Origin of the sequence: Desulfonema magnum (assembly GCF_017377395.1) — a bacterium.
Classification (GTDB): domain Bacteria; phylum Desulfobacterota; class Desulfobacteria; order Desulfobacterales; family 4be13; genus Desulfonema_C; species Desulfonema_C magnum.
In genome coordinates, this window is sequence record NZ_CP061800.1 from 7590544 (window position 1) to 7617448 (window position 26905).

Annotated in this window: 21 protein-coding genes and 1 pseudogene; 1 reads left to right on the forward strand and 21 read right to left on the reverse strand. The window is 42.7% G+C overall.

Annotation, left to right across the window (positions count from 1 at the left end; genetic code table 11):
* Positions 1–8 precede the first annotated feature (8 nt).
* The 18 genes and pseudogenes from dnm_RS29085 to dnm_RS29170 all read right to left on the reverse strand — a co-directional run bounded on the left by dnm_RS29085 (position 9) and on the right by dnm_RS29170 (position 18992).
* Entirely contained in the window at positions 9–2000 is a 1992-nt protein-coding gene (locus dnm_RS29085) for a PAS domain-containing hybrid sensor histidine kinase/response regulator (protein WP_207680360.1), read from the reverse strand.
* Positions 2001–2261: 261 nt separating this feature from the next.
* Positions 2262–2891 (reverse strand): reverse transcriptase domain-containing protein, encoded by a 630-nt coding sequence (locus dnm_RS29090; RefSeq protein WP_246556139.1) that lies wholly within the window; start codon positions 2889–2891, stop codon positions 2262–2264.
* A gap of 43 nt (positions 2892–2934) precedes the next feature.
* Positions 2935–4410 (reverse strand): IS4 family transposase, encoded by a 1476-nt coding sequence (locus tag dnm_RS29095; protein ID WP_207679109.1) that lies wholly within the window; start codon positions 4408–4410, stop codon positions 2935–2937.
* A 151-nt stretch (positions 4411–4561) separates the two neighbouring features.
* Positions 4562–5380 (reverse strand): reverse transcriptase domain-containing protein, encoded by an 819-nt coding sequence (locus tag dnm_RS29100; protein WP_207680361.1) that lies wholly within the window; start codon positions 5378–5380, stop codon positions 4562–4564.
* Positions 5381–6109: 729 nt separating this feature from the next.
* Positions 6110–7864 (reverse strand): methyl-accepting chemotaxis protein, encoded by a 1755-nt coding sequence (locus tag dnm_RS29105; RefSeq protein ID WP_207680362.1) that lies wholly within the window; start codon positions 7862–7864, stop codon positions 6110–6112.
* 154 nt (positions 7865–8018) lie between these two features.
* Positions 8019–8140, reverse strand: a pseudogene (locus dnm_RS29110) (IS1/IS1595 family N-terminal zinc-binding domain-containing protein); the annotation flags it as partial.
* 77 nt (positions 8141–8217) lie between these two features.
* Positions 8218–8466, reverse strand: a complete 249-nt coding sequence (locus dnm_RS29115) for a DUF2283 domain-containing protein (RefSeq protein WP_207680364.1) — start codon at positions 8464–8466, stop codon at positions 8218–8220.
* Between the two features lie 177 nt (positions 8467–8643).
* The gene (locus dnm_RS29120) at positions 8644–9219 is read right to left on the reverse strand and encodes a hypothetical protein (protein WP_207680365.1); all 576 of its coding nucleotides are present in this window, start codon (positions 9217–9219) and stop codon (positions 8644–8646) included.
* A gap of 85 nt (positions 9220–9304) precedes the next feature.
* Positions 9305–9874 (reverse strand): HNH endonuclease, encoded by a 570-nt coding sequence (locus tag dnm_RS29125; RefSeq protein WP_207680366.1) that lies wholly within the window; start codon positions 9872–9874, stop codon positions 9305–9307.
* Between the two features lie 42 nt (positions 9875–9916).
* Entirely contained in the window at positions 9917–10456 is a 540-nt protein-coding gene (locus dnm_RS29130; RefSeq protein WP_207680367.1) for a DNA cytosine methyltransferase, read from the reverse strand.
* Positions 10457–10757: 301 nt separating this feature from the next.
* Positions 10758–10991: an alpha-2-macroglobulin family protein gene (locus dnm_RS31750; protein ID WP_353740329.1), complete on the reverse strand. Its 234-nt coding sequence runs from the start codon at positions 10989–10991 to the stop codon at positions 10758–10760.
* A gap of 42 nt (positions 10992–11033) precedes the next feature.
* Entirely contained in the window at positions 11034–11378 is a 345-nt protein-coding gene (locus tag dnm_RS29140) for a BrnA antitoxin family protein (protein WP_207680369.1), read from the reverse strand.
* Positions 11375–11677: a BrnT family toxin gene (locus dnm_RS29145; RefSeq protein ID WP_207680370.1), complete on the reverse strand. Its 303-nt coding sequence runs from the start codon at positions 11675–11677 to the stop codon at positions 11375–11377. The genes dnm_RS29140 and dnm_RS29145 overlap by 4 nt, the downstream gene beginning before the upstream one ends.
* A gap of 270 nt (positions 11678–11947) precedes the next feature.
* Positions 11948–12196 (reverse strand): hypothetical protein, encoded by a 249-nt coding sequence (locus tag dnm_RS29150; protein ID WP_207680371.1) that lies wholly within the window; start codon positions 12194–12196, stop codon positions 11948–11950.
* A 534-nt stretch (positions 12197–12730) separates the two neighbouring features.
* A complete protein-coding gene (locus dnm_RS29155) occupies positions 12731–17671 on the reverse strand; it encodes an alpha-2-macroglobulin family protein (protein WP_207680372.1) in 4941 nt (1646 codons plus the stop codon).
* A gap of 78 nt (positions 17672–17749) precedes the next feature.
* Positions 17750–18094, reverse strand: coding sequence for a PilZ domain-containing protein (locus dnm_RS29160; protein ID WP_207680373.1), 345 nt, complete (start codon positions 18092–18094; stop codon positions 17750–17752).
* A gap of 333 nt (positions 18095–18427) precedes the next feature.
* Positions 18428–18679, reverse strand: coding sequence for a dodecin family protein (locus dnm_RS29165; protein ID WP_207680374.1), 252 nt, complete (start codon positions 18677–18679; stop codon positions 18428–18430).
* Positions 18680–18782: 103 nt separating this feature from the next.
* Positions 18783–18992, reverse strand: a complete 210-nt coding sequence (locus tag dnm_RS29170; RefSeq protein ID WP_207680375.1) for a dodecin family protein — start codon at positions 18990–18992, stop codon at positions 18783–18785.
* Positions 18993–19361: 369 nt separating this feature from the next.
* Between dnm_RS29170 and dnm_RS29175 the strand changes: the two genes are divergently transcribed.
* Entirely contained in the window at positions 19362–22259 is a 2898-nt protein-coding gene (locus dnm_RS29175) for a protein kinase domain-containing protein (RefSeq protein ID WP_207680376.1), read from the forward strand.
* Between the two features lie 312 nt (positions 22260–22571).
* Here the strand turns inward: dnm_RS29175 and dnm_RS29180 are convergent, their stop codons facing one another.
* The 3 genes from dnm_RS29180 to dnm_RS29190 form a co-directional block, all read right to left on the reverse strand.
* Complete coding sequence (locus tag dnm_RS29180; RefSeq protein WP_207680377.1) at positions 22572–23669, reverse strand: SPL family radical SAM protein; 1098 nt, start codon at positions 23667–23669, stop codon at positions 22572–22574.
* Positions 23670–23845: 176 nt separating this feature from the next.
* Entirely contained in the window at positions 23846–24457 is a 612-nt protein-coding gene (locus tag dnm_RS29185; RefSeq protein WP_207680378.1) for a cytidylate kinase-like family protein, read from the reverse strand.
* 83 nt (positions 24458–24540) lie between these two features.
* Positions 24541–26874 (reverse strand): putative nucleotidyltransferase substrate binding domain-containing protein, encoded by a 2334-nt coding sequence (locus dnm_RS29190; protein ID WP_207680379.1) that lies wholly within the window; start codon positions 26872–26874, stop codon positions 24541–24543.
* Positions 26875–26905 lie beyond the last annotated feature (31 nt).

Genomic DNA, 26905 nt, shown 5'->3' on the forward strand with positions numbered 1-26905 from the left:
ATTAGGAATTAATGTTCTTCCTGAAATATCTTATTTAAAAGTTGAGTGAGTTGAGATTTTGTGTACGGTTTTGCTATAACTCCGCAAAAGCCGTATTCATTATAATTAGCCATGATCGGATCATTTGAATAACCACTTGAGACAATCGCCTTAACTTTTGGATCGATCTTCAATAACTCCAAAATGGTTTCTGCTCCTCCCATTCCTCCGGGAACTGTAAGATCAAGGATTATTAAATCATATGGGTGTTGGGATTGATATGCTTTTTGGTACATTTCAACAGCCTGAACGCCATCTGTTGAAAATGCCGTCTCATAGCCCATCTGATTTAATAATCTGCCAAGCATTTCTAAGATAGGTTCTTGATCGTCCATGATCAGAATCTTGCCTTGCCCATGATGTGAATGGTCTTTATTTTCTTTAATTTCTTTGTAAATATCAGATGAGGCAGGCAGATAAATATGAAAAGCTGTTCCCTTATCAAGCTCTGAGTAAACGGTGATGTGACCACCATGTTTTTTAATTATTGAGTAGGATGTGGCAAGTCCGAGTCCGCTCCCTTTTTGTTTTGTTGAAAAAAACGGTTCAAAGATTTTTTTAAGATGTTTTTCTGAAATGCCGATACCTTGGTCTTCAACAGTGACTTTGATGAATCTGTCAGCTTGTTGAGTCAGGTTATTGTCAGCTTCAATCTCCGTATTTTCTGTCCGAATTTTAATTCTGCCACCATCAGGCATTGCTTGAGATGCATTTATTATCAAATTGCTGATGACTTGATTGATTTGTCCGCTGTCAATTTCAACAGCCCATAAATCATTTGCTAAACTGAATTCACATTTTGATTTAGCCCCCCGGGTAACGAACTTAGCAGATTCTATAATAAGATGATTAAGGTTTGCCGTTCTTTTTATCGGCTCACCGCCTTTGGCAAAAGTAAGAAGTTGCTGAGTCAGGTTTTGAGCTTGTTTTGTTCCCTCTTGTACATCTTCTAATGCTTCGAATAGCTCTTTACTATAATTTAATTGCGATAAAGCAAAAGAAACATTTCCTGAGATAACTCCAAGCAAATTATTAAAATCATGAGCAATGCCGCCTGCAAGTACTCCTATGGCTTCCATTTTTTGGTTTTGCCTAAGTTGCTCTTCCATTTTTTTACGATAATCTATATCTTCAATAACCCCGATGAAATATTGCGGTTCCCCGGTATTACCCCGAACTAATGAAACAGTTAAATTAACCCAAACAATAGAATTATCCTTACGTATGAAACGTTTTTCCATTGAATAAGTCTGAATTTCATTATTTACTACCTGCTTAACATATTCTAAGTCAGCTTCAAGGTCATCAGGATGGGTAATATCCTGCCATGTCAATAAAAATATTTCATTCTTAGAATAACCGACAATATCAGAAAATCGTTTGTTAAGCCTTACAAATTTTCCACTTGGATTCGTATGACATATTCCAACCGCAGCTTGTTCAAATGTGCTTCTGAATCGCAGTTCACTTTCACGCAGCGCTTTTTCCGAATGTTTACGTTTAGTAATATCAATGAATGTCAACGCAAACAGATCGTCTTCTATCGGAAATGCACCGACTTGCAGAGTTCGATCATAAATTGTAAAGTGTTGTTCATATTCATAAGGTTTTCCTGTGGCTACAACCTGTCCGTATATCTTTATAATATTGGCAATATCTTCTATTGCTGCTACTTCTAAAGCACGTTTACCTACAAGCGTTTCGGGATTGAAACCGGTATGCCGCCTGGTGGCAGCGTTAACCTGAAGATGTTCAAAGTCAATGGCTCTGCCTTTCTCATCCTTAATCAAACGGCAGATAATGATACCGAATGCTGCGTTTTCGAACAAGTTTCTAAAACGAGCATTGCTGAACCTTAATGATTTTTCCGATTGCTTATGTTCAGTTTTGATTTGTTTCAGAGCCTGTTCTAATTCCTTAACTCTTTGTTCTAATTCTTTATATGTTGGTTTATTCGTCATTGATCGAAAGTCCAAAATTTCAACTACCTGAAAATAAAACGGTAGTCCCGCACATGGGGGGAGGGAGCGTAGCGACCGGAACCCTTTCGCGTCCGAGTTCCGGGTAAAGGCATCAGTTACCTGACGCCCTCCCCACAGATCCGGACGTGAAGGTTTCCCTCATCCGGTTCCTCGGTTCTGACCCTTTTTACCGGGTCGGAAACCAAACAGGCGACACTCCGTCTGGCGCATAACTTTGCTGCCCACAGACTTTTTTTTTTTTCAAATGTCATGGATTATCCTGGGTAACGGCAGAGGGAATCCTGCTTTGATTTTCACAAATTTTTCCCACGTTATTCCGCCCTTATGGCTCCGGCGACTCAGCCAGTACCGCCAGGCTTTCACCGCATGTTCATGAACAACAGCCAATGCTCTGTAATTGCTCCGTACTCCGAAATACTGATAGTACCCACGAAGCTTCTCACATAACGCTCTGTATTGTTCTTTCAAGGGTTTATGGCGATTCCTCCTGCACCAGTCCCACAGCGCTTTCAGGAAGCGGGACAGCCTCTTTCTGGCTGTTTTCTTCTTTATTATCCAGTATCCTTTAAGGGATTTTCCCCAGTAGAATGTGAATCCGAGAAAGTCGAATGTTCCGGGTCTGTATTTCCCGGCTTTGTCCGGTTTGCCGAACGGTATCAGTTTTGTCTTTTTCATATTCAGAGAAAGACCGAACCGTTCAAATCGTTTCGGCAGGACTTCCATTACCCTGTATACATCTGATTTTGCCTCAAAACCGAGTATAAAATCATCTGCCCATCGGATAATGAAGCACCGCCCTTTCATGCGGGGCTTCACCTCTTTTACAAACCAGTCATCCAGGACGTTGTGCAGAAATATATTCGCCAGCAAGGGGGAGATTACACCTCATAGGTGTAAAGTTAAGGATACTTAACTAACCTGCTAACGGTATGATTTCAAAAAATAAATTCACATTTATCAGATTGAAAAGACGGAAAGACAGAGGCATGCCTTTACCCGGCTGCCCGAGTTCCGAGAGGTTTACCTTTACATATTTATAGTTTTCAAGAACTGCTCCGTCGATAAGTACATCAAGGGAGTTTTTTCTGCTTTTCTGCCTCTCTTTCCGGCATGTGTCAGTTATTTTTGCTATCATTTTCCTGACATGTTTTGCCGCTTTGTCAGCAGAATCCGAAAGCAGCACTGTCAGACCGGCTATGTTTCTTCTGAAATATTTCACTGTCTTGTCAATACTTACCTCTTCGCCGAGTATCCGCCATGCCTCTGATCTGGCATTCGAATAACAGTAGGATATGAACATCACAACTATCGCTTTTCCCAATACTTCGCACCTGAGCCTGTCCTCATTGTTTCTTACTTCTGTTTTATGAATGTTCAATACCGATTTAAACTGTTTGAAAAATAATTCCACAGACCATCTGATCGGATAAAATGCAAGGATGGTTCTCACATCCTCCGTTTTCTCAGCAGGAATATTTGTCATCATAAAGTTCCACTCACACAGTCGCAGTGATTCTTTCTTGGGGGTTCTTCCTTTCTTTTTGGCATTCTGACACATTTTTCTCCGTTTTTTGTTTGCAACTTCTTCCGGAACTCTGACTGCGAAAAAGCGTATCTTTATCTTTTTCTCTTTGTTTCCCGTATAACATTCGAATTCAAATATTGTCTCATTGCCGTTCAGCTTTTTCAATATCTCCGAGATTCCGATTCTCTCATATTCTTCCCCTTTCTTTATATACAGACCGATTCCGGAATAATTAAAACGGGATATGAAAAAGGCTTCTTTGTCATCAGTTATTTTCAGCATGTCCGCAATTGAATATCCCAGATCGAAAATAAGCAGATCATCCGCGCTGATCTGATCGCCCAGTGTCTTCGAATAACTCTGATCGTTACACGTTTGTTTTTTTATATCAAACAGCTGAATCACTCCGGTTTTGTAATCATACATTAACTGAACTTTGCAACCCGCAATGTTATATCCCGGAAATGCGGATTTCAGGCCCGGGGGCAGCTCCCATGACGAACTGTCAATAATATTCACTCTGCCGAACTGATTTAATACGTCAATATTGATATTATGTCCGTTTTCAGTCGCCGTTCTGAAAAAAAATGAAAAAACTTCTGTCAGAAAATCAATGGCATACTGATTAAAACGGTCATTTATTCCCGCCCTTGAAATACATTCGGACAGATTTTCCGCTATGGCACCCAGAGTTATTGTGGTCGTTGTCAGCGAACCGAAAGTCAGCGATATGAAAAATTCGAATGCGTCCAATTTCCGTTTTCTCTTTATGAAACCGGTTTTTTCAGCTATTTTTCTGATCTTTCCTTTTTTGAAAAACTTTTTAACTGTTCTGACATCAATTTTAATCTGTTTATTTATCATTGCACAGTCCTCCCAAATATGATCTTATGAGATTGTCGGATATTTTGTTTTTTTCACACAGTCCGGAATATCAGCATGTGCTGAGAGATGCAATGAAAAAGTAATTTGCGACACGGCATTTCTTGCATTTTATTTAAACAACAACCATATGTTATAAAAGGATATTTTTACAATTCAGCAGTTCCTTAACTTTACACCTATGGATTACACCTCCCTGCGGGGTGCCGCTTTCCGGACGGCTCAACTTTTCGCCATCCAGCACTCCGGCATTCAGCCACTTTCCAATCAGCTTCCGTATTCCGCCGTCGTTTACTCTCTGCTTTATCATATCCTGCAGATAATTATGGTTTATATTGTCAAAAAATCCGCTTACATCCGCATCCACAACCCAGTTGATGTTCAGTCTCAGACATTGTTCACGCACTTCGTGAATTGCCATATGCTGACTGTGCCCTTTCCGGAATCCGTGAGAAAAATCATAAAAATCTACGTCATAAATGACGTATAGAACCGTCTCCACCGCCTTCTGAACAATTTTATCCTCCAGCGCAGGTATTCCTATCGGTCGTTTTTCTCCGTTCTCCTTATCCAGCCATATCCTTTTTACCGGGGTTGCCACGTACTGACCTCTTCGCAGCCGCTCATACAGATTATAGAGGTTTTTATCAAGATTTTCAGCATATTCCTTTGCTGTCATCCCGTCAACTCCGGCGGCTTCACTTTTCCGGACTGCCCGGAATGAATCTCTCAGTAAGCTGAGATCAATCCGGTGTGCCAGGGATGTGAAAACCATGTCAGGATTATTTTCCGCCAGCATCCGTATCTTCCCGAAGGATGTCTCTCCGACTAATACCGGCGGGCTTATACCGGCTTTCAGGCCGGCTTCCGTCTTTGCCGGATTGCAGCAAGTCTGTTCCGCAATCTCCTGATTTACCGTTGATATGGTTTGTGATCTCTGCGTATCTCCCATAGTTCCTACCAGAAAAACGTTATACCCTGCTTCTCCTTCCCTGCGGCGGGTCGCACGGGCTTTACTTCCCCGCCTTACCGGACGGCACTTTATCCGCCATCCGTCGGTACTATGATCCGCTAAGACTTCCGCATGTCCGTCTCAGGTTCGTTCGCTCTCCGCTATCCTTGCCTGATACCCTGCTTTGCCCTTCTTTTGTGTTTGTGTTCCTGCCTTTCAGCAGGCTCGTCAGTGCGGCGGGGCTTCCTCCACTGCGCCGGGATTCTGTCTTCTGACCGGATTTCCTTACACCTTTCTTTCTCCGCAGGGAAACATACGGATCTCTCAAGTTCCCAGGTTGTCCCCATGAGTGCATGCCCTGCTCTCAGACCCCGGTGGTATCCTGAATACTTGCCATATCGTTTTCAGGATTGCCGCCTTCCGTTCGCTGAACAACGTCGGCTTTCACTTCCGGTTTCCCGGAAGCTTATCCTCCTGACCACAACTATACCCATTTCGGGGCTCAGTCACACAGCCTGCACCCTCGTTCCGTCCGGCTTCGGACGCCCGTTGCCGGGTTTGCCCTCGGACTTCACTTACGGCCTGTCGGCCACACTTTAGCCGTGCGGGACTTTCTTGTTTTCCGATCACCCGCTGGACAACATTATCGAATTTCATGAACTTTCGTTCAGTTCCAACGATCTGGATTTAACTTGACACAATCAGCTCCGGGTTAGCCCTTTGAATTTACTAATATTTTTCAAATTCATAATCTTTGATACTTTCATCAGGTTCCATATTTATCTCATTCTGCTTTTTCATGTTATTTTGATGCTCTTTGGGAGTTATCGTTAATTCAAAATTATCAGTTTTAATATTCTGAAAAGTTTCCGAAATAGTTTTCATCACTTTGTCCTCTATCTGTGAAATGTCATTGATTTTAATATTATCCTCAAGATTAAAGAATCTGACTGCATCTTTTAAGCATCGGCTCTGACCTGACAGCTCTTCCGAACATGCTGACAAGTCTTCCGAACTTGCTGAATTTTGCTGAACAACTAAATTAAACTCCTGAATCACCTCGTTTATCTGATTTGCAGTTTCATTCTGTTCGATGCTTGAGGCGGCTATTTCCTGAACCAATTTGGCTGTATTCTGCACATCAGGTACGGCTTGCGATAATATCATTTTGGCATTTTCACTAATACCAACACTTGAATTCACTAAGTTTATTATAATGTTAGCTGCTTTCCGACTTTTTTCCGCCAACTTTTTTATTTGTTGAGCTACAACAGAAAAACCTTTTCCGAATTCACCCGCTCTTGCTGCTTCTATTGATGCATTTATTGAGAGCATATCTGTTTTTATTGCTATCTCATCAATAATCATTATCTTTTCCGAAATCTTCAGCATTGTTTCCAATGTATTTTCAGTCGCTTTTTGTCCCTCTATTATACTGTGTTCTGCTTTTGCAGCCATTTCTTCTGTATGCTTTGCGTTTTCGGCATTTTGTTCTATTGTTGCAGAGAGTTCCTCAATTGAACTGCTAATTTCTTCGGAAGATGCTGCCTGTTGATTTGCACCTTCCGCTATCTGCTGAGAACGCATTGAAATCTGCTCACTTCCGTCACTTACATTTTCTGCGCTTTCCATTATTGATAAAACTGTCTCTTTTAGTTTTTTTATCATAGAATTGAAGGAGGTGGCAAGATCACCTATTTCATTATTCTGCTTTAATTGTATCTCCACGTTCAGATTTCCTTCCGATATCTGTCTCGCATTATCTGCCAAATTTATTAACGGTTTTGAAATCTTATTGGAAAGCCAGTAGCCAACCACAGAAGAAATTGAAAAAAGTATAACTGCCGCCAACAGAAATCTGTACATCAACTTCTTTTTAATCTCTTTATAAAATACTTCGTCTCTTCCACCTGCCCCGATTATCCAGTCCCAAGGTTCATAATGTAGCTGATAGGCTAAAAATGTATAAACCGGTTCTCCAGGATTTTGCCATAATTCTCTAAACAAAAATCCTGTTCTTTTAGGATTTCCCCAGCTGTCACGAGTTGTGTATTTCCCATCAATATTTAAATCCCAGGCACTTGTCGATTCAGTGTTAAAAGGATGCATAACTATATTTCCTTTACTGTCAAGTCCCCAGACATACATATAAGGGTCTTTTTCCTTACCGCTGAAATTCAGATTCATCCTGCTTTTTGATGCATCTCTGCTTCTATCTTGTAATTTGGGACCGTTTACATATTCTCTTACCTCATCCTGTGCAGTTTGTAATGAAATTTCTCCGTTTCCGACTCTTTCATCCTGTAATTCAATAAAACCCAGAACATCCTTACATATTCTGGCGAACATTTCTCCCTTTGCATCTATGATCTCTTTTTTGGCTATGCTATAACAGATCATAAACATGGATAATATTGAAACAGACAATATTATTGAAACAAACATCATCAACTGTAATCGAATTCCAATTTTAAAATTTTTCATAACACACTTTAGTGTATAATCTTGAGTATATTTGCACAAAAAATAACAGTTATGAGAACATTTTGGGTAGTGTTCCAAAACTGGAGCTAAAATCTTTAACCGTTTGAATCAATTTAGGAAATATCGGCTCAGATCCAGTTTTAGAACACCACCGAAAGGATTTTGCCTCGCAATTCTCATTCTGACACAGGTAACGCTGCTTTCCCTCATCTGTCTTTCCTCTTTTTTCACTTTCTCACCTCCGCAGAGCGTCCAGCGGACAGGAATCAGTGCCATCGAAATATTCCTCCGAAAACAGTTTTTTATCCTGAATGACTATACTATAATAACACAGATTTCAGAAAAGTCCAGTTTTAGAACACTACCTCATAATGTGTCCCCGTGTGCCATGCAAACGGGAGGTTCAGGAACCTCCGCCACAAATGACCGGTCCTCATAGTTCCGATAAATAATAAATTAAAAACATTCAGGATTTCCATACCGATCAGTTCGCCGTCCCCGTTTATCTCGGCAATGATGTTCGGAGTTATTTCCACACTTCCCGCCTCCTTTTCCTCGGAAATGACAAGGTGCAGAATGTCATCATCTTTGAAGTATTTCATTTCTGATTTATTTGTAAATCCATAATTCAGGAAATTCAGGGGACACAATATTATTCAGTCCCAATTTCCAGACTTTTTTTCTCAAGAAATAAGTATTGTGTCCCCCGAATTTTGTCGAATTTGTCCCCCGAATTTCTCCCTAAATTCCGAATGCCCCCTGAAATTCCGAAATTATCATCATTTCGTATCGCCGGATGAGGTAACGATTTCTTCAATTATTTTATCGCACTCAATATCAGGTTGCCCCTGACGAGCATAATAAGAGGAAAAACGGGATAATATATCTTTTATGAAGTCTGGCGATATCTGAATATGTGGTTGTTTATACGCACTCTTAACCTCCTCTTTGGTACGAGTTGATATTTTTCTAAAATTAAGAAAACCCCCCTCAAAAAATTTTGTATGAGGCAGCCAATGAGAGTACGCATTGTAATTATTGCCGAAGACATCTTTTAGTCTGTTTTTCTTCTTTTTTTTATTAGTAATATCTTTCAACGCTGCATCAATAAACAATTCCCTTTTTTCTATCTCCACCAGCATAATGCGATCTGTTTTATATTCACCATTCTTTCTGACGACAAGATCACAAGCCGGATTTAATATGGCATAAAGGCTTTTGTCATCCTCTTTCTCAATAACACTTCCCGTCTTCAAAGCATCTGACAGTGGTGGGTAAATGTATATTTCTTCCGGGAAGCATTGCTCCTCGTCCTCATCAAGTATCTGCATCAGATGATTGAGCGTAAAGCGCAACAATGCCTTCTCGGTTCTTGACGAATTTGACTTTCCGTAAGCTTTCCATGTCTCCAACTGGGGCAAAAGGTTTTTCAGAAAAACTTCATTTGTCAAATGCTCGATCATGCAAAGCGTTTAAGCAAAGGCCATTACTGGGATTAAGGCGATTATCTTCATCCACTGACCAGGGTACGATATGGCTTGCAATTAATAAATCAGGAACGAACATGCCGGTAATGCAACATGTGTTGTTGTAGGAGGCCAGAATCATTTGTCTGAAAAAGTTCTGATTTATTCGGCTTTTTACAACAACATCCCTTGTTTTTCCTTCAGCCACCTTATTGAACTCAAATTCAGACTTTTCACCTTTTGACACGGCCATGCTCAGTTCACTTTCTAAAGCCATGCCTTCCCAGTTTTCAAAAAATTCGTTCCATACTTCCCGGTCGAGCTTGTTCGTATGAGATGCACCTTTCCTTTTAAGTGAAGGATCGAGACTTGCAAAATTAGCAAGTTTATAGCTGACTGATCCTGCACTCCTCCCCATTTTTTTTGCCAGGTCTATTATTTCCGGATTTCTGATATGGATTTTTCCAAACGGGGTTTTGCAATAGAGATTAATCGCAAGGATAAGCTCTTCTCTTGTCCATGATTTTCGTTTTATTTTATTCATGCCATAACCTCATTTCATATTCCGAAACACAGGACTGACTTCTTATATTGTCGAAATAAAGATTACATCTTCATCTTTAGCTGACAGAAGACCAGTCACATTCTCGAAGACGAAAAAGGATGGACGGTAATGTTTAAGGAACTCAGCATAATAGACATAAAGATAGTTTCTGCTATCGCCTCTCATACGGTTTTTGTCCCTTGAACGACCGACAATTGAGTATGCCTGACAGGGCGGCCCCCCGATAATCAGATCAAGCTTATCACCATCAAGCAATTCATCTGTTTTTATAAATATTTCCGGCAAAGAATCTTTACTGATTTCAGCATTGATTACAGAGTTGATGGGACGATCCGGAACAAGACTGTAAAGCTCCGAACGCGAAATCTTTCTATACAGATAATCATTATATTGCTCGGCCCGGCCCTCTGACTTCAACCAGTGGTAAGCCATCCTCGTTCGCAGTGTGAAACAGGCTGCCTGATCAGCTTCCACATGCGCCACCGGACAGAAGCCGGCCCGGACAAATCCTTCAGATAAACCACCGGCTCCTGCAAAGAGATCAAGAAATTTTAATTTCATATAATTTTTTTTCTTTGTATATATAAAAAATTATTTGGTAGTGTCCCAAATCTGAATTTTATCCAATATTCAGTATGTTAATTCAAATTGTTACAGAATTCACATATAGAGTTGAAACACTACCAAATATTTTAATTATTCTTATTCACTCGATGTTCAAGTTTTTTTCTGTTGACCGAATTTATTATTAATTTTTAGGCCGGATTTTTATGTGGCAATCAATAAATTCAGCAGGTTGTATTTTCAAAGTTTGCAAAGGGAATATTTATCCCGAAATTTTAGCTCGTTAAAAATACTAATTTTATTTAGTCAAGGACAAAAAACTTGAACATCGAGTATTCAGCACCTTAACCGCCCCCGGGGTCTCCCCAATCCCTCTGATTTCCGGCCGGTACATGGATTCCACAAACGGCGGCGGCACAGTGAAAGTCCCCGGAGAGACAACCCGGATCAGATAAAACAAATGAGTCAGAGAATGCTCATTAAGTTTCACAACCGCCACATACCTGTCATCCCGATAATTCGGGGGACACAATATTTATTTATTCGGTATCAATTTTCTGCCGGGCTTTCTTTGTCAGGAAATAAGTATTGTGCTTCCTGAATTGCCGTGGCTTTTTGCGTTCGCTGAAAAGCATGATTCTGACGTTGTTCGGTATTGATGTAATTCGGCATCAATTCGTTCTGAAAGAAATATTTTTAGTAGCGACTGATAAGGGACATCTCGTTTATTGGCTAATAATTTCAATTCTTCAATCATTGACTCGGGAAGGCGGATTGATATAGTTCGAGTTGAAGGCTTCAGCTGAGAAAATACAACTTCCTCCGCATCAGACCAGTCAAGATATTCTGAAGAATCGTTTTGCTGCCAAAAAACGCGCTCTTCCGCCTCACTATTAAATTTGGGGATTTTCTTTTTCATTTTAAGTACCTCTCTGTCTCCGCCCCGGTCATATCCCGCGCTGAAATAATTCTTATTTTTTTGTTTCTAACGGTGAATACGACAAAAAGAAATCTGTCCATATTCGTCTGACCAAGTGCGTAGTATCGGTTTTCAAGTTTGGAATGTTCTTTGTCACGCTTTACAATAAGGGGCTTGTTAAAGAAGATTTGTTCACATTCTGCTGCTGATACGTCATGCTTATCCCAATTCTTGGAAATATTCCCATTATCCCATTCGAAACCTGTGCAATTCGCTAATTTTCTTTTCGGTTTAACCATACCAATCTATATCATATATCTCCGTCTGAATCTCATCCGGCTTTGACTAACCCACAGCGACAAACATCGCTATACCCACAAAGATTAACGATGCTATCGCATACATGTGGAAACCGACGTGATAAGTACCTAACCATAAGTTTTCGATATTTGCCCGGAAAAGAAACCCGGCTTTTTTTCCCGGAATGACCCGCGGCCTGTGACGGAAAAAGCCGGGTTTCTCCCCCATTCGCGGAAAAAGAGATGTATGAAAAATTTTTGCTCAGGTACTTATTTCATCAGCAGATTAAGTTCGGGGTCATTTGTAATTTTGAGGACATCATTCGCCTGTTTCCACAGTTGGGATGTGTTCAGTACACTGAAGATAATGTTTCCAGTAATAGTATGCCCCAATTCTTCACAGCGTTTCTTGACCTTCTGGGCAAGAATCGGGAAGAAGGGGAATTGAACAAGACATAAAAACATAAAATTGCCCCAAGCGAAGACGAACCAAGGATTCTGTTCCATTTCATCGGTCATAGTTTTCCTTGTATAGCTTTTAACAGAAAGATTGGCCGGAGTGTAAAACTTGCTTTATGAGATGCGTCCGGCCCGGAACTGTGAATCCGAGGGAGTCATAAAGCAAACTTTGCACTCCGGATTGACAAATAAATATTATGTTAAAGGCTCTCAGCATTTTCTGATTCGGCTCTGTGTTTTATAGACTCAGACCAGATAAGTACCTGAGCAAAAGTTTTTTATACAGCTTTTTTTCTGTGAGCGGCAGAGAAACCCGGCTTTTTCCTTTTTCGGAGAAGCATCATTCCGGAAAAAAAGCCGGGTTTCTTTCCCGGGCAGATATTAAAAACTTATGGTCAGGTACTTAAGTACCTGAGCAAAAGTTTTTTATACAGCTTTTTTTCTGTGAGCGGCGGAGAAACCCGGCTTTTTCCTTTTTCGGAGAAGCATCATTCCGGAAAAAAAGCCGGGTTTCTTTCCCGGGCAGATATTAAAAACTTATGGTCAGGTACTTATATTCCATAATCCCGCATGAATGCCGTGTAATTGCAGATTCTAATTATTCTTATTCAGCACTTTGACCGGCTCCGGCGTCTCCCCAATCCCTCTGATTTCCGGCCGGTACATGGATTCCACAAACGGCGGCGGCACAGTGAAGGTTCCCGGAGAGACCACCCGGGTCAGATAAAACAAATGTGTGGGAGAATGCTCATTCAGCTTCACAACGGCCACATACCGGTCATCCAGATATTCCTCATGCACCATGTCCGCCTGCTCCTTGAGCCGCCATATGGATTTCCCCTCCATCTGAATATCATCCAGTTTCACGCTGTGCATGAGATTCTGGTTCTCAAGCTCAAATCCCGCAGGCAGGAGATCCGCAACCAGGGCGTCAGGAATCCATTCTTTGGAATTGATCCGAAGATGCGCCACCAGCAGTTCGCCCACATTAAACTCATTCCGCTGAATGAAATTTCCTTCTGAATCATACAATTCCCGCTCAATGGAAATATGAGAGTCATCCTTTGGCGGCGGCGTCTTTGTATAGCCGCTGATAATGGCGGACGCGTACAGAAAACCCGGTGTTTCTGAAGCAAAAGTGATGCCCCGTGTTAGGTCTTTCACTGACGGACTTGCAATATACGCACCTTTTTTCTTAATCACAGATTCCTTACCGGCAATCGTCATCCGTCCCTTCCACTCCTTACCTGCCCGTCCTTCCAGACCCAGACCGGCTTTGAAAATGGCGAATTTCTCCTGGGTGCTGAACCACTGGCGATCATGTAACGCATCCTCCAAATCCAGCATTAATTTGTCAAACCCCTCAGTGCCATCAGCCTTATTTTCAATAAACAGCGCGATGGTCAGCCCCAAATCCCGGATAAGACTGCCGTAATCCCCCCAGTATCCGTACCGGCTGCAGCGTTTTTCAGTTGCCAGTTTCAGGGCTTCCTTACTGCGCTTATTGTCTCCCATTTTCTCAAGGGCAATACCGAGATGCGCCAGCGGCAGACTGGAACCGGATTCTTTGCGGTGATTGTCGTAAAGGGTGCGTAATGTGCCAAGATCGGCCCAGCTTACTTTTGCCAGAACATAGGCCGCATAACTGCGAACTGCAAAATCAAGATGCAGCCTTTCCTCATTGGTCCCGTATTCGGACAAGGACGCTCCGCCTGACAGATATTTCTCAAGCCGTTCCAATGCATTGTCCAGCATATCCTCCGGCACATCCACGCTGAGATCCCGTGCCGTGACCAGAAAATCTGTGGCATAAACCGTAAGCCAGGGCGTTTCCGGGCTGCTCTTGTTCCATAATCCGAAACCGCCGGATGCCAACTGCATGGTGGAGAGACGCTGAATCCCCTTCTCCAGACGGCTGATTCTCTCCTCGTGGGTGAGACGCGGCAAATTGAACTGCGCCACCCGCTCAGGCGTGGCAAAAAGCAGGGGATATGCCCGGCTGGCGGTCTGCTCCAGACATCCGTAAGGATAGGAAATCAGTCCCTGCATCGCGTTCCGAATATCCAAAGGAATCACTGGTGAAATTTTCAGGCTGACATCAACCGTACTCGGAATCAGATCCGCAGCCTGCGAAGCCCCCAGCATAAAAATTTTCTCATCCTTGTTCAGAATCTTCCGGACTTTGCGGACAATGCCGGGATACCCGGGCCGGATACCCAGTTGCCAGTCCCGTGCCAAAGCAATGCCCTCGCCCTCAAGCTCCATGCGGATGGTACTTGACATGATCCCCTGATCCGAAGTCCCTCTCATTCCCCGGCTCCATTTGGGAAAAGGAAGCGATTTCACAGGAAAGCGCAGCGTAGTTTTCTGCTGGTCAGCAAGCTGAAGAATCCGCTCGCCTCTTTCCAATTTCAGAGGATTCGTTGCGCTCATCTCCAAAGTGAGCTGCTGATCATCGCCGCTGAGATTATGAACATCCAGGGTAAATTCCGTGACATCCTCCGGAGCCAGGAAACGAGGCATCGCCAGTTGCGTGACCGTGGGCGCGGCAACCGTGACCTCTGTTTCCGCAGAACCAAAGCTGTCTTTGGTGAAAGCAACCGCCATTAATCTCAGCCTGCCGTTGAAATCAGGCAGATCAAACGTAAGCAGAGCCTCGCCATTGTCATCAAACCGCATTGGCCCCTGAAACAGCGAAATCAGCTTGACCTCACTTTCCGGACGTTTGCCGCCAAAATCCGCATCACCGCCAAACCGCAGCTTTGCCAACTGACCTTTGAGATTTTCAATGACTTTGCCGTAAATATCGTAACTGTTCACATCATAGCGCCGGCGTTCAAAAAACCAGCCAAACGGATCCGGAGTCTTAAATTCCGTGATATTCAGAATCCCCACATCCACTGCGGCCAGGGTGACGAAACTTGAAACTTGAAACTTGAAACTTGAGGCGGGCTGGTGTGTTCCAAGTTTCGAGTTTCCAGTTTCCAGTTTCAAACGAACAGTCATGGGGCCTTGTGAGGCAACTTTTTCAGGGGCGTTTATGTCTATGCTTAATTTTCGTGAGGACCGGTCCAGGGGAAGATGGACAAGACCCACCGCACGATTGGGGGTGATTTTCTCCTTTGCGCTCGCGGGCCGGAATACCACGGCACTGATATAAATATTGTGGCTGTCCCAGCTCGCGGATACGGGGATTTCAACCACAGTCCCTTCCGCGGAAACCTTCATCCGCTTAAACCAGAGCAGGCTTTCCCCTTCCACCAGAATCACAGCATCTCCGTCATGGGGAGGTGTCACTGTCAGCTGAACAATATCTCCGGGACGATACGCGGGTTTGTCAGGCGTCAGCACGACCTTGTCAGGACGAGCGGCCCCCCCCTGGTCAGCGCCGTAGTACCACCAGGCCCCCACCCGAAAACGAAGACTGGTGATCAGATTGGTTTTCGTGTCTCTGATGGCAAGCACATACTGCCCTTTTTGTAACTGAAGTGTATAAGGCGCGGGCTTTCCTGCTTTGATATTCAGGGTTTCGGTGAGAAACTGATACTTCTTTTCCGTATATCGGTACTGCCAGCCTGTGGACTCGGAATATTCCCAATAATAATCACGGTCTTCCTTGGTCAGTTCAACCATCAGATTGTTCGCAGGCACCAAGGTTCCGTCCGGGTTTATTTTTGCCACTTCAAATTTCACAGGGCCTTCATCTGCTGATTTTTCATCAAAAAGCGGACGGATGCCGATGAGGGTTTTACCGGGCCAGATGGTTTTCTCAATATTGCGGACAACAGGCCGTCCTCCGCTTTCATAAAGGCTGGCAATCACACGCACGGAAAGGGGACTCTTTATCTCCTTCCATCGGCTGGGAATTGTCAATGACAGCTTTCCCTGATCATCCATTGTCGTTTCTGATAATTCCCAATGATCCTGATAGGTCTCATCCCGGACATCCCCAAACTGAAAGCCTTTCAGTTTCTCAGACATCTCGCGTTTTGCCCTGACACGAACACGGGCAGACAATGTATTTCCTGCCGCGGGCGCGCCATACAGATATTCTCCGGAAATATCAATTTTCAGATCATCCTCCGGCCCCGGAGCCTGCTGCTCAGAACTTAATTCAAGTTTCATCCGTTCCGGTAAAAAATCTTCCACATGAAACTCAAAAACGCCGGCAGGCGATTTCGCGGAGGGATTGTCCCACAGTTTGAGACTCCAAAGCCCTGTCTGAGCCTCTTTGGAGATATCCAATTCGGTCTGATAATAACTGAGCTGCTCACTGCTCCCGATATCCCGGGCGTGCCAGGTAAAGCTCTTCATTTCCCGGCCATCTGCCCGGTACAATTTGGCTTTGAGGGGCAGCGCTTCGACTGACCTGCCGTCATAGTTTCTCAGCAGCGCGGATACAATCACTTTTTCCCCCGGGCGGTACAAGTCCCGGGGACTGAAAATATAAATCTCACGAGCCTGATAACTGCGTTTGCCCAGATCAAACTCACTCATATCCAGGGCAGGGACATTCAGCGGCAACACACTGATATGCCCACCTGAAACTGCTTTGATCATGAAAACTTTTCCCAGGAGTTTTTCAGGATAACGATAACGCCCGTCCAAATCTGTTTGCCCCTCGCCCACGGACACACCCTTCTTATCATAAAAGGTCAGGCTGACATCAGGCAGAGGTGATCCGGTACTCAGGGAGGAAGTGACAAGAAGGGATTCATTTTCATAAATTCTGGCATGAAGTCCGATATCGCTCACCAGGAAATAAGTGGCCTGGTAGTTATAAGCATATTCTCCCGGCTCCCGCATCACCGCGAGATAGACTCCCGGGGCCTGCAACGCGCTGATATCTTCCACGGGAATATGACAGACCGTCCGCTTGTTTCGGGGCGCATTCAGATCAAAACAACCTGAAAAAACAAGATCACCATATTTTTGAATCCGACTGAGTTTGTAATAATCTTTGCGTCCGGTTGTGTTCTTCCAATTCACAAAGTGGACCAGCCCTTTTTCATTCAGTCTGAAGAACTCAATCTCGACATTTTCCACATTAACAGTGACAACAGGCAGCCCGTCAGTCGTTTTTGCCGGAAGCACAAACCCCTCACTGGCAAAGCTGACAATAGGCGTAATCTTACGCGTGGTGATAGTTTTGCTTACCCGCCTGCTGAGTTGCTGTCCGCTTGCAGAGCGTAAGGATTCCAACACAGAAACAGAATATTCGGTTTCCGATTCCACATGCGGAAAAAAGAGAAGACGATGATCATCAGAAAGGACCCAGGCACTTTTAAGCAATCCCTCCGAACTGCTGATACGGAGGTGTTCATCATGGCGTTTTTTAGGATCCAGCGATTCTGAACAAAGAACAGCAATGGCAGGCCCCCCGTCATAAGTGCGCTCACTGATATCCAGTACTCGGAAGAGCTGAGAACTTTCAATTGAAGATTGAATATTTTTAGCATCAGATGTTTGCATATGACACATCATTATAAACATAAAAAAGAACAAAATGAAAAAAGCCGTTGTTTTTCTTTCCATTTTTTTGTCTCCTGGTTTTGAAACTTGAAACTTGAAACCTGACCCCAGTTTCAAGTTTCCAGTCTCCAGTTTCAACTTTCAGTCTTTAAAGGAAAAATCAAAAATAAGACTTTCTATAATTTCAATATCTTTATGGGAAATACTCAGCAGTTCAAAGCCAATATCATAGAAATCGGGCTTGATGCTTTTTTCAACCCACTGAGTTCTGGCATCAAAAGTAATTTGTTTGTGATCTCTTATTTCTTCAGGCAATAACATGATTAATTGCAGAATTACGCCTGATTTTATAGGAAATTCAGTGGTTAACATAACCCCGTCCGTTGTGATATCAACCAGTTTCCCAACGAATTGGCCGGTTTTTCTTTCAAAAACATCCAAATAATAAATCAGATGTCTTCTTTTCAGTTTTCTCTTTTCCGCCATTTTCTTTGTCCCTGATTTTGGTTGTTCAGATTGATCACTGATGAGGCCGGCGAGGGCAGATTTGGTATGAAATTTGCGTTTATTATAAAAATGCAGGTAAAAACGTAATGTCTGTAAGGTGGTCAAAGGGTCGGCATGCAGCCATAAGGCTTGTGTGTCGGCTGCGTGCCGATTTTAAGGAGTTGAATAATAACAGGCAGAAGACGCGGCAACCTGCATTATTTATTGTGATTATGAGTCGTTTTTACTCGTCAGTCATAAGTTCTCATAACAATACTGAAATCGTCAGAACTGTAAAAATAAGCATGAAATGTTCGGCGTTCATCATTTCAGTCAAAAATCGGAATGACCTTCAAAATCTCCGGAGAATTTATGATTGTCGAGGTATTTAAAGGATAACGCTACCCTGGCACGATACGCTGCCACTTTTCCGTTCTCAATTTTCAGGTCCAACTTGCTGATCTCCGCGATTCTGAGGTTCCTGAGACCTTGGGCAGCGGTTTCCACGGCATTTGTTGCGGCTTTTTCCCAGGATTCAGTGCTTTTTCCTACCACTTCGATCACCTTATAAACGCTTTCAGACATAATTTTTTCTCCTTTTTTGGTTAAAAATTATTTCACGGTCAACGTTTTGAAGCGTCTCTGCCTGACGAGAGCATACCTGCATCGCCGTTTTTATTGTCAGGGCTTATGATTCGTATTTAAAGGATAATGCTACCCTGGCACGATACGCCGCCACTTTTCCATTCTCAATTTTCAGGTCCAGCTTGTTGATTTCCGCGATTCTGAGGTTATTGATGCTTTTGGAAGCGACTTCCACGGCATTTGTTGCGGCTTTTTCCCAGGATTCGGTGCTTGTTCCCACCACTTCGATAACTTTATAAACGCTTTCAGACATAATCATTCTCCTTTTTTTGAAAAAAATGTTTTGAGATTACGTTTTGAAGCCTTTTTGTCTGCCTGATGAGGGCATACCGGCATAACAAATTTTATGGGGTCATCTGAATCACCTCCTTATTTAATTTAATTGGCTAAATTTTATTATTTATCTTATATCAAAACAAGATGAAAACTACAAGCATTCTTAGTCTTTTTTTCTCAGTTTTTTTTCAAAACGCTGAACTCGTGCCTGAGTGCTTGATTTCAAAACACTTATTTGGTATTAACATACTGAGTTGAAATTTCACTGACGATTTTTATCCAAATCAAACAAGCGTTCGGAAATGTCGGAATTTTCCCAAGTCCGAAATTTTAAAAAAATAACATTATGATTTTCAACACAAATCCCTATATTGTCGGAAAGCCGGTGGGCGGAACCCGGGCCTTTGTCGGTCGTGCAAATATTTTACAAAAAGTGCTGCGATTTATCAGAGAACCTTATGAAAATACAATGGTTTTCTATGGAAAAAAACACATTGGGAAAACATCTGTCTTACAAGAACTGACAGTGCGTTTGCCCCGGAAAGGGCCTTATGTTCCGATTTATTTTGATTTGCAGGACAAGGCCAGTTTTTCTCCGGAGCAGGTGATAAGATATCTGACCCATCAGATTTTGCATATTCTTGATATTTCTCCGTCAGACCATTTAAAAGCTTTTTTTGATTCTCAGAAGGCTGTTTCCGATACCCCGGGAGATGGTGATATTTTAATAAAATTTCAAAAAATTTTTCTTCCTTATGTCCTTTCCCGCCTGCCTGAGGGGGCCTCGCTTATATTACTTTTTGATGAATTTGATATGCTGGACAACTTTGGCAATGAGCCGTCTGTGTCCGTGCTTTTTCCTTACCTGCGTAATTTGATGACCATGAGTCCCGCATTGGAAACGAAGAAGCAGACATTATCTGATACAAGACGGTTAAAATTCGTTTTCACAGTTGCACGGCGTCCCAAGGATCTTTCCCGTGCATGTCTTTCTCTTTTCAGAGGAATAAAATTTCATCATATTTCTCTTTTATCTCAGAAAGACCTGTCTGAACTGGTGTATCTTTCAAAACAGAATGCTTCTTTAAAGTGGCCTGATGAACTGTTAATACAAATTCGGCATCTGACAGGCGGCCATGCCTGCCTGACCCAGTGGCTCTGCCGGACCATATGGGAAAAAATTTATGATAAAAACCCGGAAGAGGTCCCTGTTGTTCAGGCCAAAGATATAGAAATGGCAGTTCCTGAAGCCCTGGAAAATGCCAAAGATACATTGGAACACTTATGGGAGGGATTAGGTCTGGCTGAACGGGTGGTTGCCTCTGCTTTGGCTGAAACAGGCTCCCAGACAATTTCCAGGGAGGAATTTGAGAAACATCTCCGGGGAAGCGGTGCGCATATCCTGATCGGAGATTTGCAGAATGTCCCCAAATCGCTTAAAGAATGGGATCTGATCGAGCCGGAAGGGAACGGATACCGCATCCGGATTGAAATGTGGCGGCAATGGCTTATTCAATACAAACCCCTGGCCCGGGTTCGGGAAGAAATACAAAAAATTTTAGAGACTTCGGAACAGCTTTTCAAAGCAGCCCGAAAATTCTATAAAAGCGGTGAGCTTGAAGAGGCATCTCCGTTACTTCAGCAGGTGGTTCATCTTGATCCCAGTCAGCGCAAAGCTTATCAGATGCTGGCTGAGATTTTTCTGGCTCAGGGAAATACCGATGAGGCTTTAAAATCACTTGAATCTCTTTATAAACACAATCCCTGGACAGCACGTCCCCGTCTTGTCCAGGCGCTGATCAGTCAGACCAGACATAAAAAACAGGAAACTGAGAAGCTGGCGCTTTATGAAAAAATTCTGGAATTAGATCCCAGACAGCCCGAAGCTGTTTCAGAATATAAAAAGATTTATGAAAAACAAGGGGATATGGCTTATGAAAACAATGAATTATATAAGGCCATGGAAGCCTACAAAAAAATCGGGGCAAAGGAAAAAGCCGAGAAGGTAAAAAAAAGGCTCAGGTTGGAGAATTTATACCAGCAGGCACTGGATGCGCTGAAAAAAAATAAAAAAGAAACTGCTCAGAAATTATTGGCAAAAGTGCTGTCCGAGGAACCTTCGTTCCGGGAGGCGACACGCTATATGCACATGGCCGTGACCGGCATGGATATTATCAGTTTTAAGAATCCGATTACAGGATTCAGGGAAAGCAGTCTTGAAAAAATATGGCCGGATTTTAAATCCGTTTCTCACAAATTTCAGAAATGGCTTCCCTCGTCCAAACTTACAAGTGAAAAACTGGGCGGGATTGGCACTTACAAACTGATCCGCAAGATCGCAAGCGGGGGAATGGCGGATTTGTTTCTGGCGGTCAACGAAAAAGGGGAGTTCCGGCGAACCGTTATCATCAAAAAAGTCTTACCTCATCTTGTTGAAAATGAGCAGTTTATCGCAATGTTTAAGCAGGAGGCGAGGCTGGCGGCTTCGCTGTATCACCCCAATATTGTTCAGATCATTGACTTTTACGAAGACCAGAATGCCATTATCATGGAATACATCCGGGGAAAAAATTTGTCTGAAATCACAGATGTGGTAAAAACGCCTTTTTCTGTTGATCAGGCGGTTTTTGTCGCGTCACAAATCTGCAAGGGCTTGCAGCATGCCCATTTTAAAAAACATGATGAGCAGAGGACATGGCTGAATATTGTTCATCGGGATATTAAGCCGAGCAATATCCTTATCTCATTTAACGGCGAAGTAAAGATCACGGATTTCGGAATTTCCAAAGCAAATTCTGAAACCATGTCCGGGGTGATGACCATGCCCGGGGAAGTCAAAGGCACACTTGCCTATATCGCTCCTGAACAGTTGTCAGAAGGTGTGAAACACTTGGACAGCAGAGGAGATATTTATTCTTTTGGTCTTGTTTTCTACGAGATTTTATCCGGAAAAAAATTACGCCATTTTATTGATGAGGTCACTCCGATAAAAGTGTATAAACTAATTATACAAAATGATATTGTCCCTATTATAAAACTGAGGTCAGATATTCCGCGTGAATTAAACCGGATTGTAATGAAATGCCTGGAAAGTGATAAAGAATCAAGATACCAGAATACACAGAAACTGAATCAAGACCTGGATCGCCTCAGAAAAAGCCTGAACATGACTTATGACGCGTCAAATCTTGCAGATTTCATGAAAAAATATTTCAGAGACGCACAAAAAGACCAGGGATTTTAACAGACAGCTAAAGGAACTCGAACTAAATAATATACCCGATAAAATGGGAATGCAGAATTTCACCCCTCAGCACTTATCTGGTCGGATACAATATGCTTTAGCTTCTGTATAGCGGCTGTCAATGGAAGATGATTCCCATTGACAAGTCTCCTGATAATCCTGAAAAACCGGATTTCATCTGGCAGTCTGTTTACCACCATTTCCGGAAAAGGTGGTAAATAGTCTTAAAAATTTTTAAAATCAGAACACCGAAAGCATCAGATCGCTTTCGGGCCTTTTGTAACCGAACCTTGACGGTATTTTACACCCTGCTCATCTTTTCAAACCGCAGTGCTTTACTGCACTTTTATCCAGCATTTCCGGAAGGCTGCCCTGGTCGGCCGGAACAAATCCGAGCGATTTTTCCCACACTTCATCATCTTCCATGCAAAAATAAACCAGCACATCAGGGGCGATGTCCTTTATCCAGGACGCCACTTTTTGATAGAGCGCAATTCTGAGCGGCTTAAAATAACGCATTTTGTTGTCAATGCCTGAAATAAATTCCCCATAAACAATCTTTGAATCCGGAAAACGCTGCTGGATGATCGGCTTCAGAGACGGCATAAACCGAAAACTTCCCAGGCTGATCCATACGATATTATCCGCGGAGACATATGAAAACAGTTGTCTGATCACCTGTTTATAGTCTTCTTCACACCCATCATAAATCACCATGGGATCAAAATGGAACGCAACAGGATAGCCCCAGGATTCACACGTTGCCGCGGCCCTGAGCCTTGCGGAAAGCGATGTTGTGCGCCGTTCTTCACTGTGAATGACTTTTTCCGTGTTTAAAGACCAGGCAACAATGGTTTTGCGGTTATGGGGAAGATCTTTTAAGCCCTCAATCGCGGTAGTCTTGGTCTTCAGTTCCAACACAGCCCGGGACTGCCCGGAAAACTTGGGTACAAGCAGACCTGAAAGACCGGTCCACCATTCCCATATCATGCTGTCTGTAAACTCGCCGGTTCCGATTCGGGATATGGTTTTTTCAGCAAACAGGTCATCCAGTTCAGCGAGCATGTCATTATGATTGACAAAATACTGAAGCACAGGCGGATGGAAATAAGACTGCAAAATGCAGTATGAGCAGTCCATCACACAAAATGTTCCGATGTGCAGAATTTTATAACCACAGCAGGTATAATAACGGGTTCCCGGACATTTTCGGACAAAAGCGCCTTTGTTTTGGGTAAGAAAAAGGATATCCTTTCCTTTTCGGACCGGATCCTTTGCCGAAGACACCGTGTCAAAGACCTCACGCACATCATTAATAATTACGGACGGGACATGAACATGTGACCGGACAGCAAGAACTTCGGCCGTATCAGCAACCTGGTGATCTATATAAAGCTTGGAAAGTCGCAAAGATAAAATAAATCCTACAGATGAATATCGAAATACGAAACAAATCTGAAATCTGATGATAAAAAAAAGCAACATCTTCAGATTTCAGTTTCTTTTACAAGAATTTGTTGACGTTAAGACCGTCTCCTGAATTTGTTTCGTATTTCGTGTTTCCCCTCTTTCAAGGGAGGTTCTGACTAAGGTTTGACCAATCGGCACACCATATCGCGCGCTGTTTCCAGATCAACCTTGCTCATATTAAGGACTATATGATAAAGATCCGGGTGGTCATAGTCTTTTTTACCAAATTTACGGTATAAATTAATTCTTCGTTTGTCATCCATTTCAACAGCCTGAAGAGCCTGTTTGGACGTAAGATCGTAATGTTCTTCCATAAATTTCACACGATCTTCTTTTTCACCGATAAGCAGCAGGTGAAAAGTGTCTTCACGCTCTTTTAAAACATACTGGCCGCCTCTTCCGATGATGACCACATTGCCCGCATCCGCAAGCCTGGAAATAATTTTATGAAGCGAATCCACATAGATTTCTTCATCAATATAACCTCGTTTCTCATCCAGAACACGATCCACCAGACTTTTCGGGACCACTCCGGAGATAAATTTCAGGAATTTTCCGCCTGCCTCCTTTTCAATGGATTCCACCCATTGGGATGAAACCTTTGCTTTTTCTGCAACCATTTGGATGATCTCATTATCCACAAGAGAATATCCCAATTTCTCGGAAATCATTTTCCCCAAGGTTTTGCCACCAGCACCAAATTGCCTGGAAATTGTGATAATTGACATGCAAAGCTCCTTTCATTGTCATTGGTCATTGTCATTGGTCATTGGTCATTTGTCAATGACCAATAATGAATAATGATTCCATATCATACGATTCCGGTAAAATCAAAACCTAATTTTCCCTGAAATTTTTCTATTCTTTTAAAAATTTCTTTCAGCACGGTCTGCTCTATGCGGGAGAGTTCTTTCGGATTAATATAATTATCCGGTTTTGCATTTTCTTCGGTAACAGCCGTGACCTGCCGGACAAATCGTAGCTGCATCAGAAAACTGTATGCATGTTTAAGATCACTGTAATCTTTATAGGATAAAACATTTTTCATATGAAGCAGTTTCAGCCTTTTCAGTGTGTTGGTTTCTTCAATCTTATTTTTCAGCGAGTATATTCTTGCAAAATCAACAATCGGCATCATCGCGCTTTTTATGTCAAACTTGTTACGATGTTCGCCTTTTGACTCAACAACAAAATTACGGAAAAATCCGATGGGGGGTCTGAAATGAAGTGCGTTTTCAGTAAGATGACGTAAAAAAACTGACCAGTTGCCAACAGAACTGAAAATATAGCCGCGCAGTTCGTCTGTGAGGCTTATGTCCCCGTAAATTCCCCTGAAATCGAAAAAAATGCTTGCCTGAGACAAATCTTCCGGGGCCTCGGCAAGCATCCATGATGAAAAATAGTCTTTCCATACAGACAACGGCTGGCACCATTTGGGATTTTTTGCCATGATATCAAAGTCACAGAAATCATAGCCTGCCTGATCCAGCCAGGTGCAGACCTTTTCCCCGAACTTTAAAAAATAATCTCTGACGTTTTTTTCTGATTCTTTTGGCACATCTTCAAATATAATGGCATTGTCCTGATCTGTTTTCAGAGTTTGTTCTTTTCTTCCTTCACTGCCCAGCGTCATAAATACAAACCTGGCCGGTGCCGGTCCCAGTTCATCAAGGGCAAAACCGATCAGTTTATATAGTATGGCATCTGAAATCGTGGTGATGAGACTGTTGATATTTTTTGCCTTTGCACCGCCGTAGATAAGGTTTTTTATAATTGGCGGCAGTTTGCCGTGTTTATCTGTAATTTCCGCGCTGCCGCGGGCCTGGGATATCTCACGAATAAGAAAGAAAGGGCACTGAGTCTGTGTGATCAGCAGGCTGCTGTTGGTTATCACACCGATAACCCTGTCATTGTCATCTGTAACTGCAAGATGTTTTATGTTTTGCCTCATGATTGACATCAGCCCTTCAAAAACAAGCGCCCGGGCCGAAATGGTACGCAAAGGGGAAGACATGATGCCGGAAACACGCTTTTGAATATCATATCCCTTTGAAATCACCTTTCTTCTCAGATCACTGTCCGTAACAATGCCCACAACATCTCCTTCTGTGTCCCTGATAAAGATGGAACTGCTTCTGTGTCTGGTCATTACGGACGCGGCTTCCTGAATGGGTGTATCCATATCACAGAAAGCCAGCGACTTGTTACAAACGCCTGAAATGGGCTGATTCAGAAATTGCAGGGACTCGTCTCCCGAGTGCATTGTTTTTGTGATAATTGAGGCATATGTTTTGTCAATCATCTGTTTGCCGAACGTGTCAGTGAAATATTCGGAAAAGGTTTCATGCTGGTTGCAAATATCCAAAAAAAAATTTTTGGGTAACGTATAAAAATATGATTTTTCAATAGTCCTGAGCGTGCGAACGGAAATACTGTTATTTATCAGCATGGAAATTCCGCCATAAATATCCCCTTCGTACAACACGCCCCGTAATTTTTTTTTGCCACTTTTTTCTTCATAATAGCGTTCCACGGCACCTTTCTGAAGAATATAAAGATGTTCAACTTCTGACTGTCCCTGAACAAGCATGACCGTGTTTTTGGGATAATGCACAACAGAAAGATGTGAGGCAATTTTTTCAAGGTCCTCTTCATGAAGAAAGGAAAACGGAACCACCCCGGACAGAAAATGAGATGCCTGGCCTGTTGCAATAATGGAAGCATACGACTCATCACGCATGAATTTGCCATAGATTTTTACAAAAAAATCCCGAAATATCTCAGAACGGTTGCAGACTTCCGCAAATATTTCTCTGGGGATGGTGTAAAACGAAGAATCCTGATTCACTCTGACTGTTCGCACCGCGGTGGCTGAATTCATGAGCGTTGCGATTGCGCCACACACTTCCCCTGGTTTAAGAAATCCGGGTTGTATTTTTTTCCCTTCTGCCTCATAATAAAGTTCCAGTGAACCATGTTTTATGACAAAGATATGATCCACGGTTGATTTGCCCTGAACAGATAAAATGGTGTTCTTTGGATAATTTTTCTCAGATATATTGTCGGCTATCCTTCGGACTTCACTTTCAGGAAGAAAAGAAAAGGGTTTTAAATTTGACAAAAACTGAAACGCCTGATCAGTCATGGACTCTCCCAATGAAATAGGTGTTAGGTGT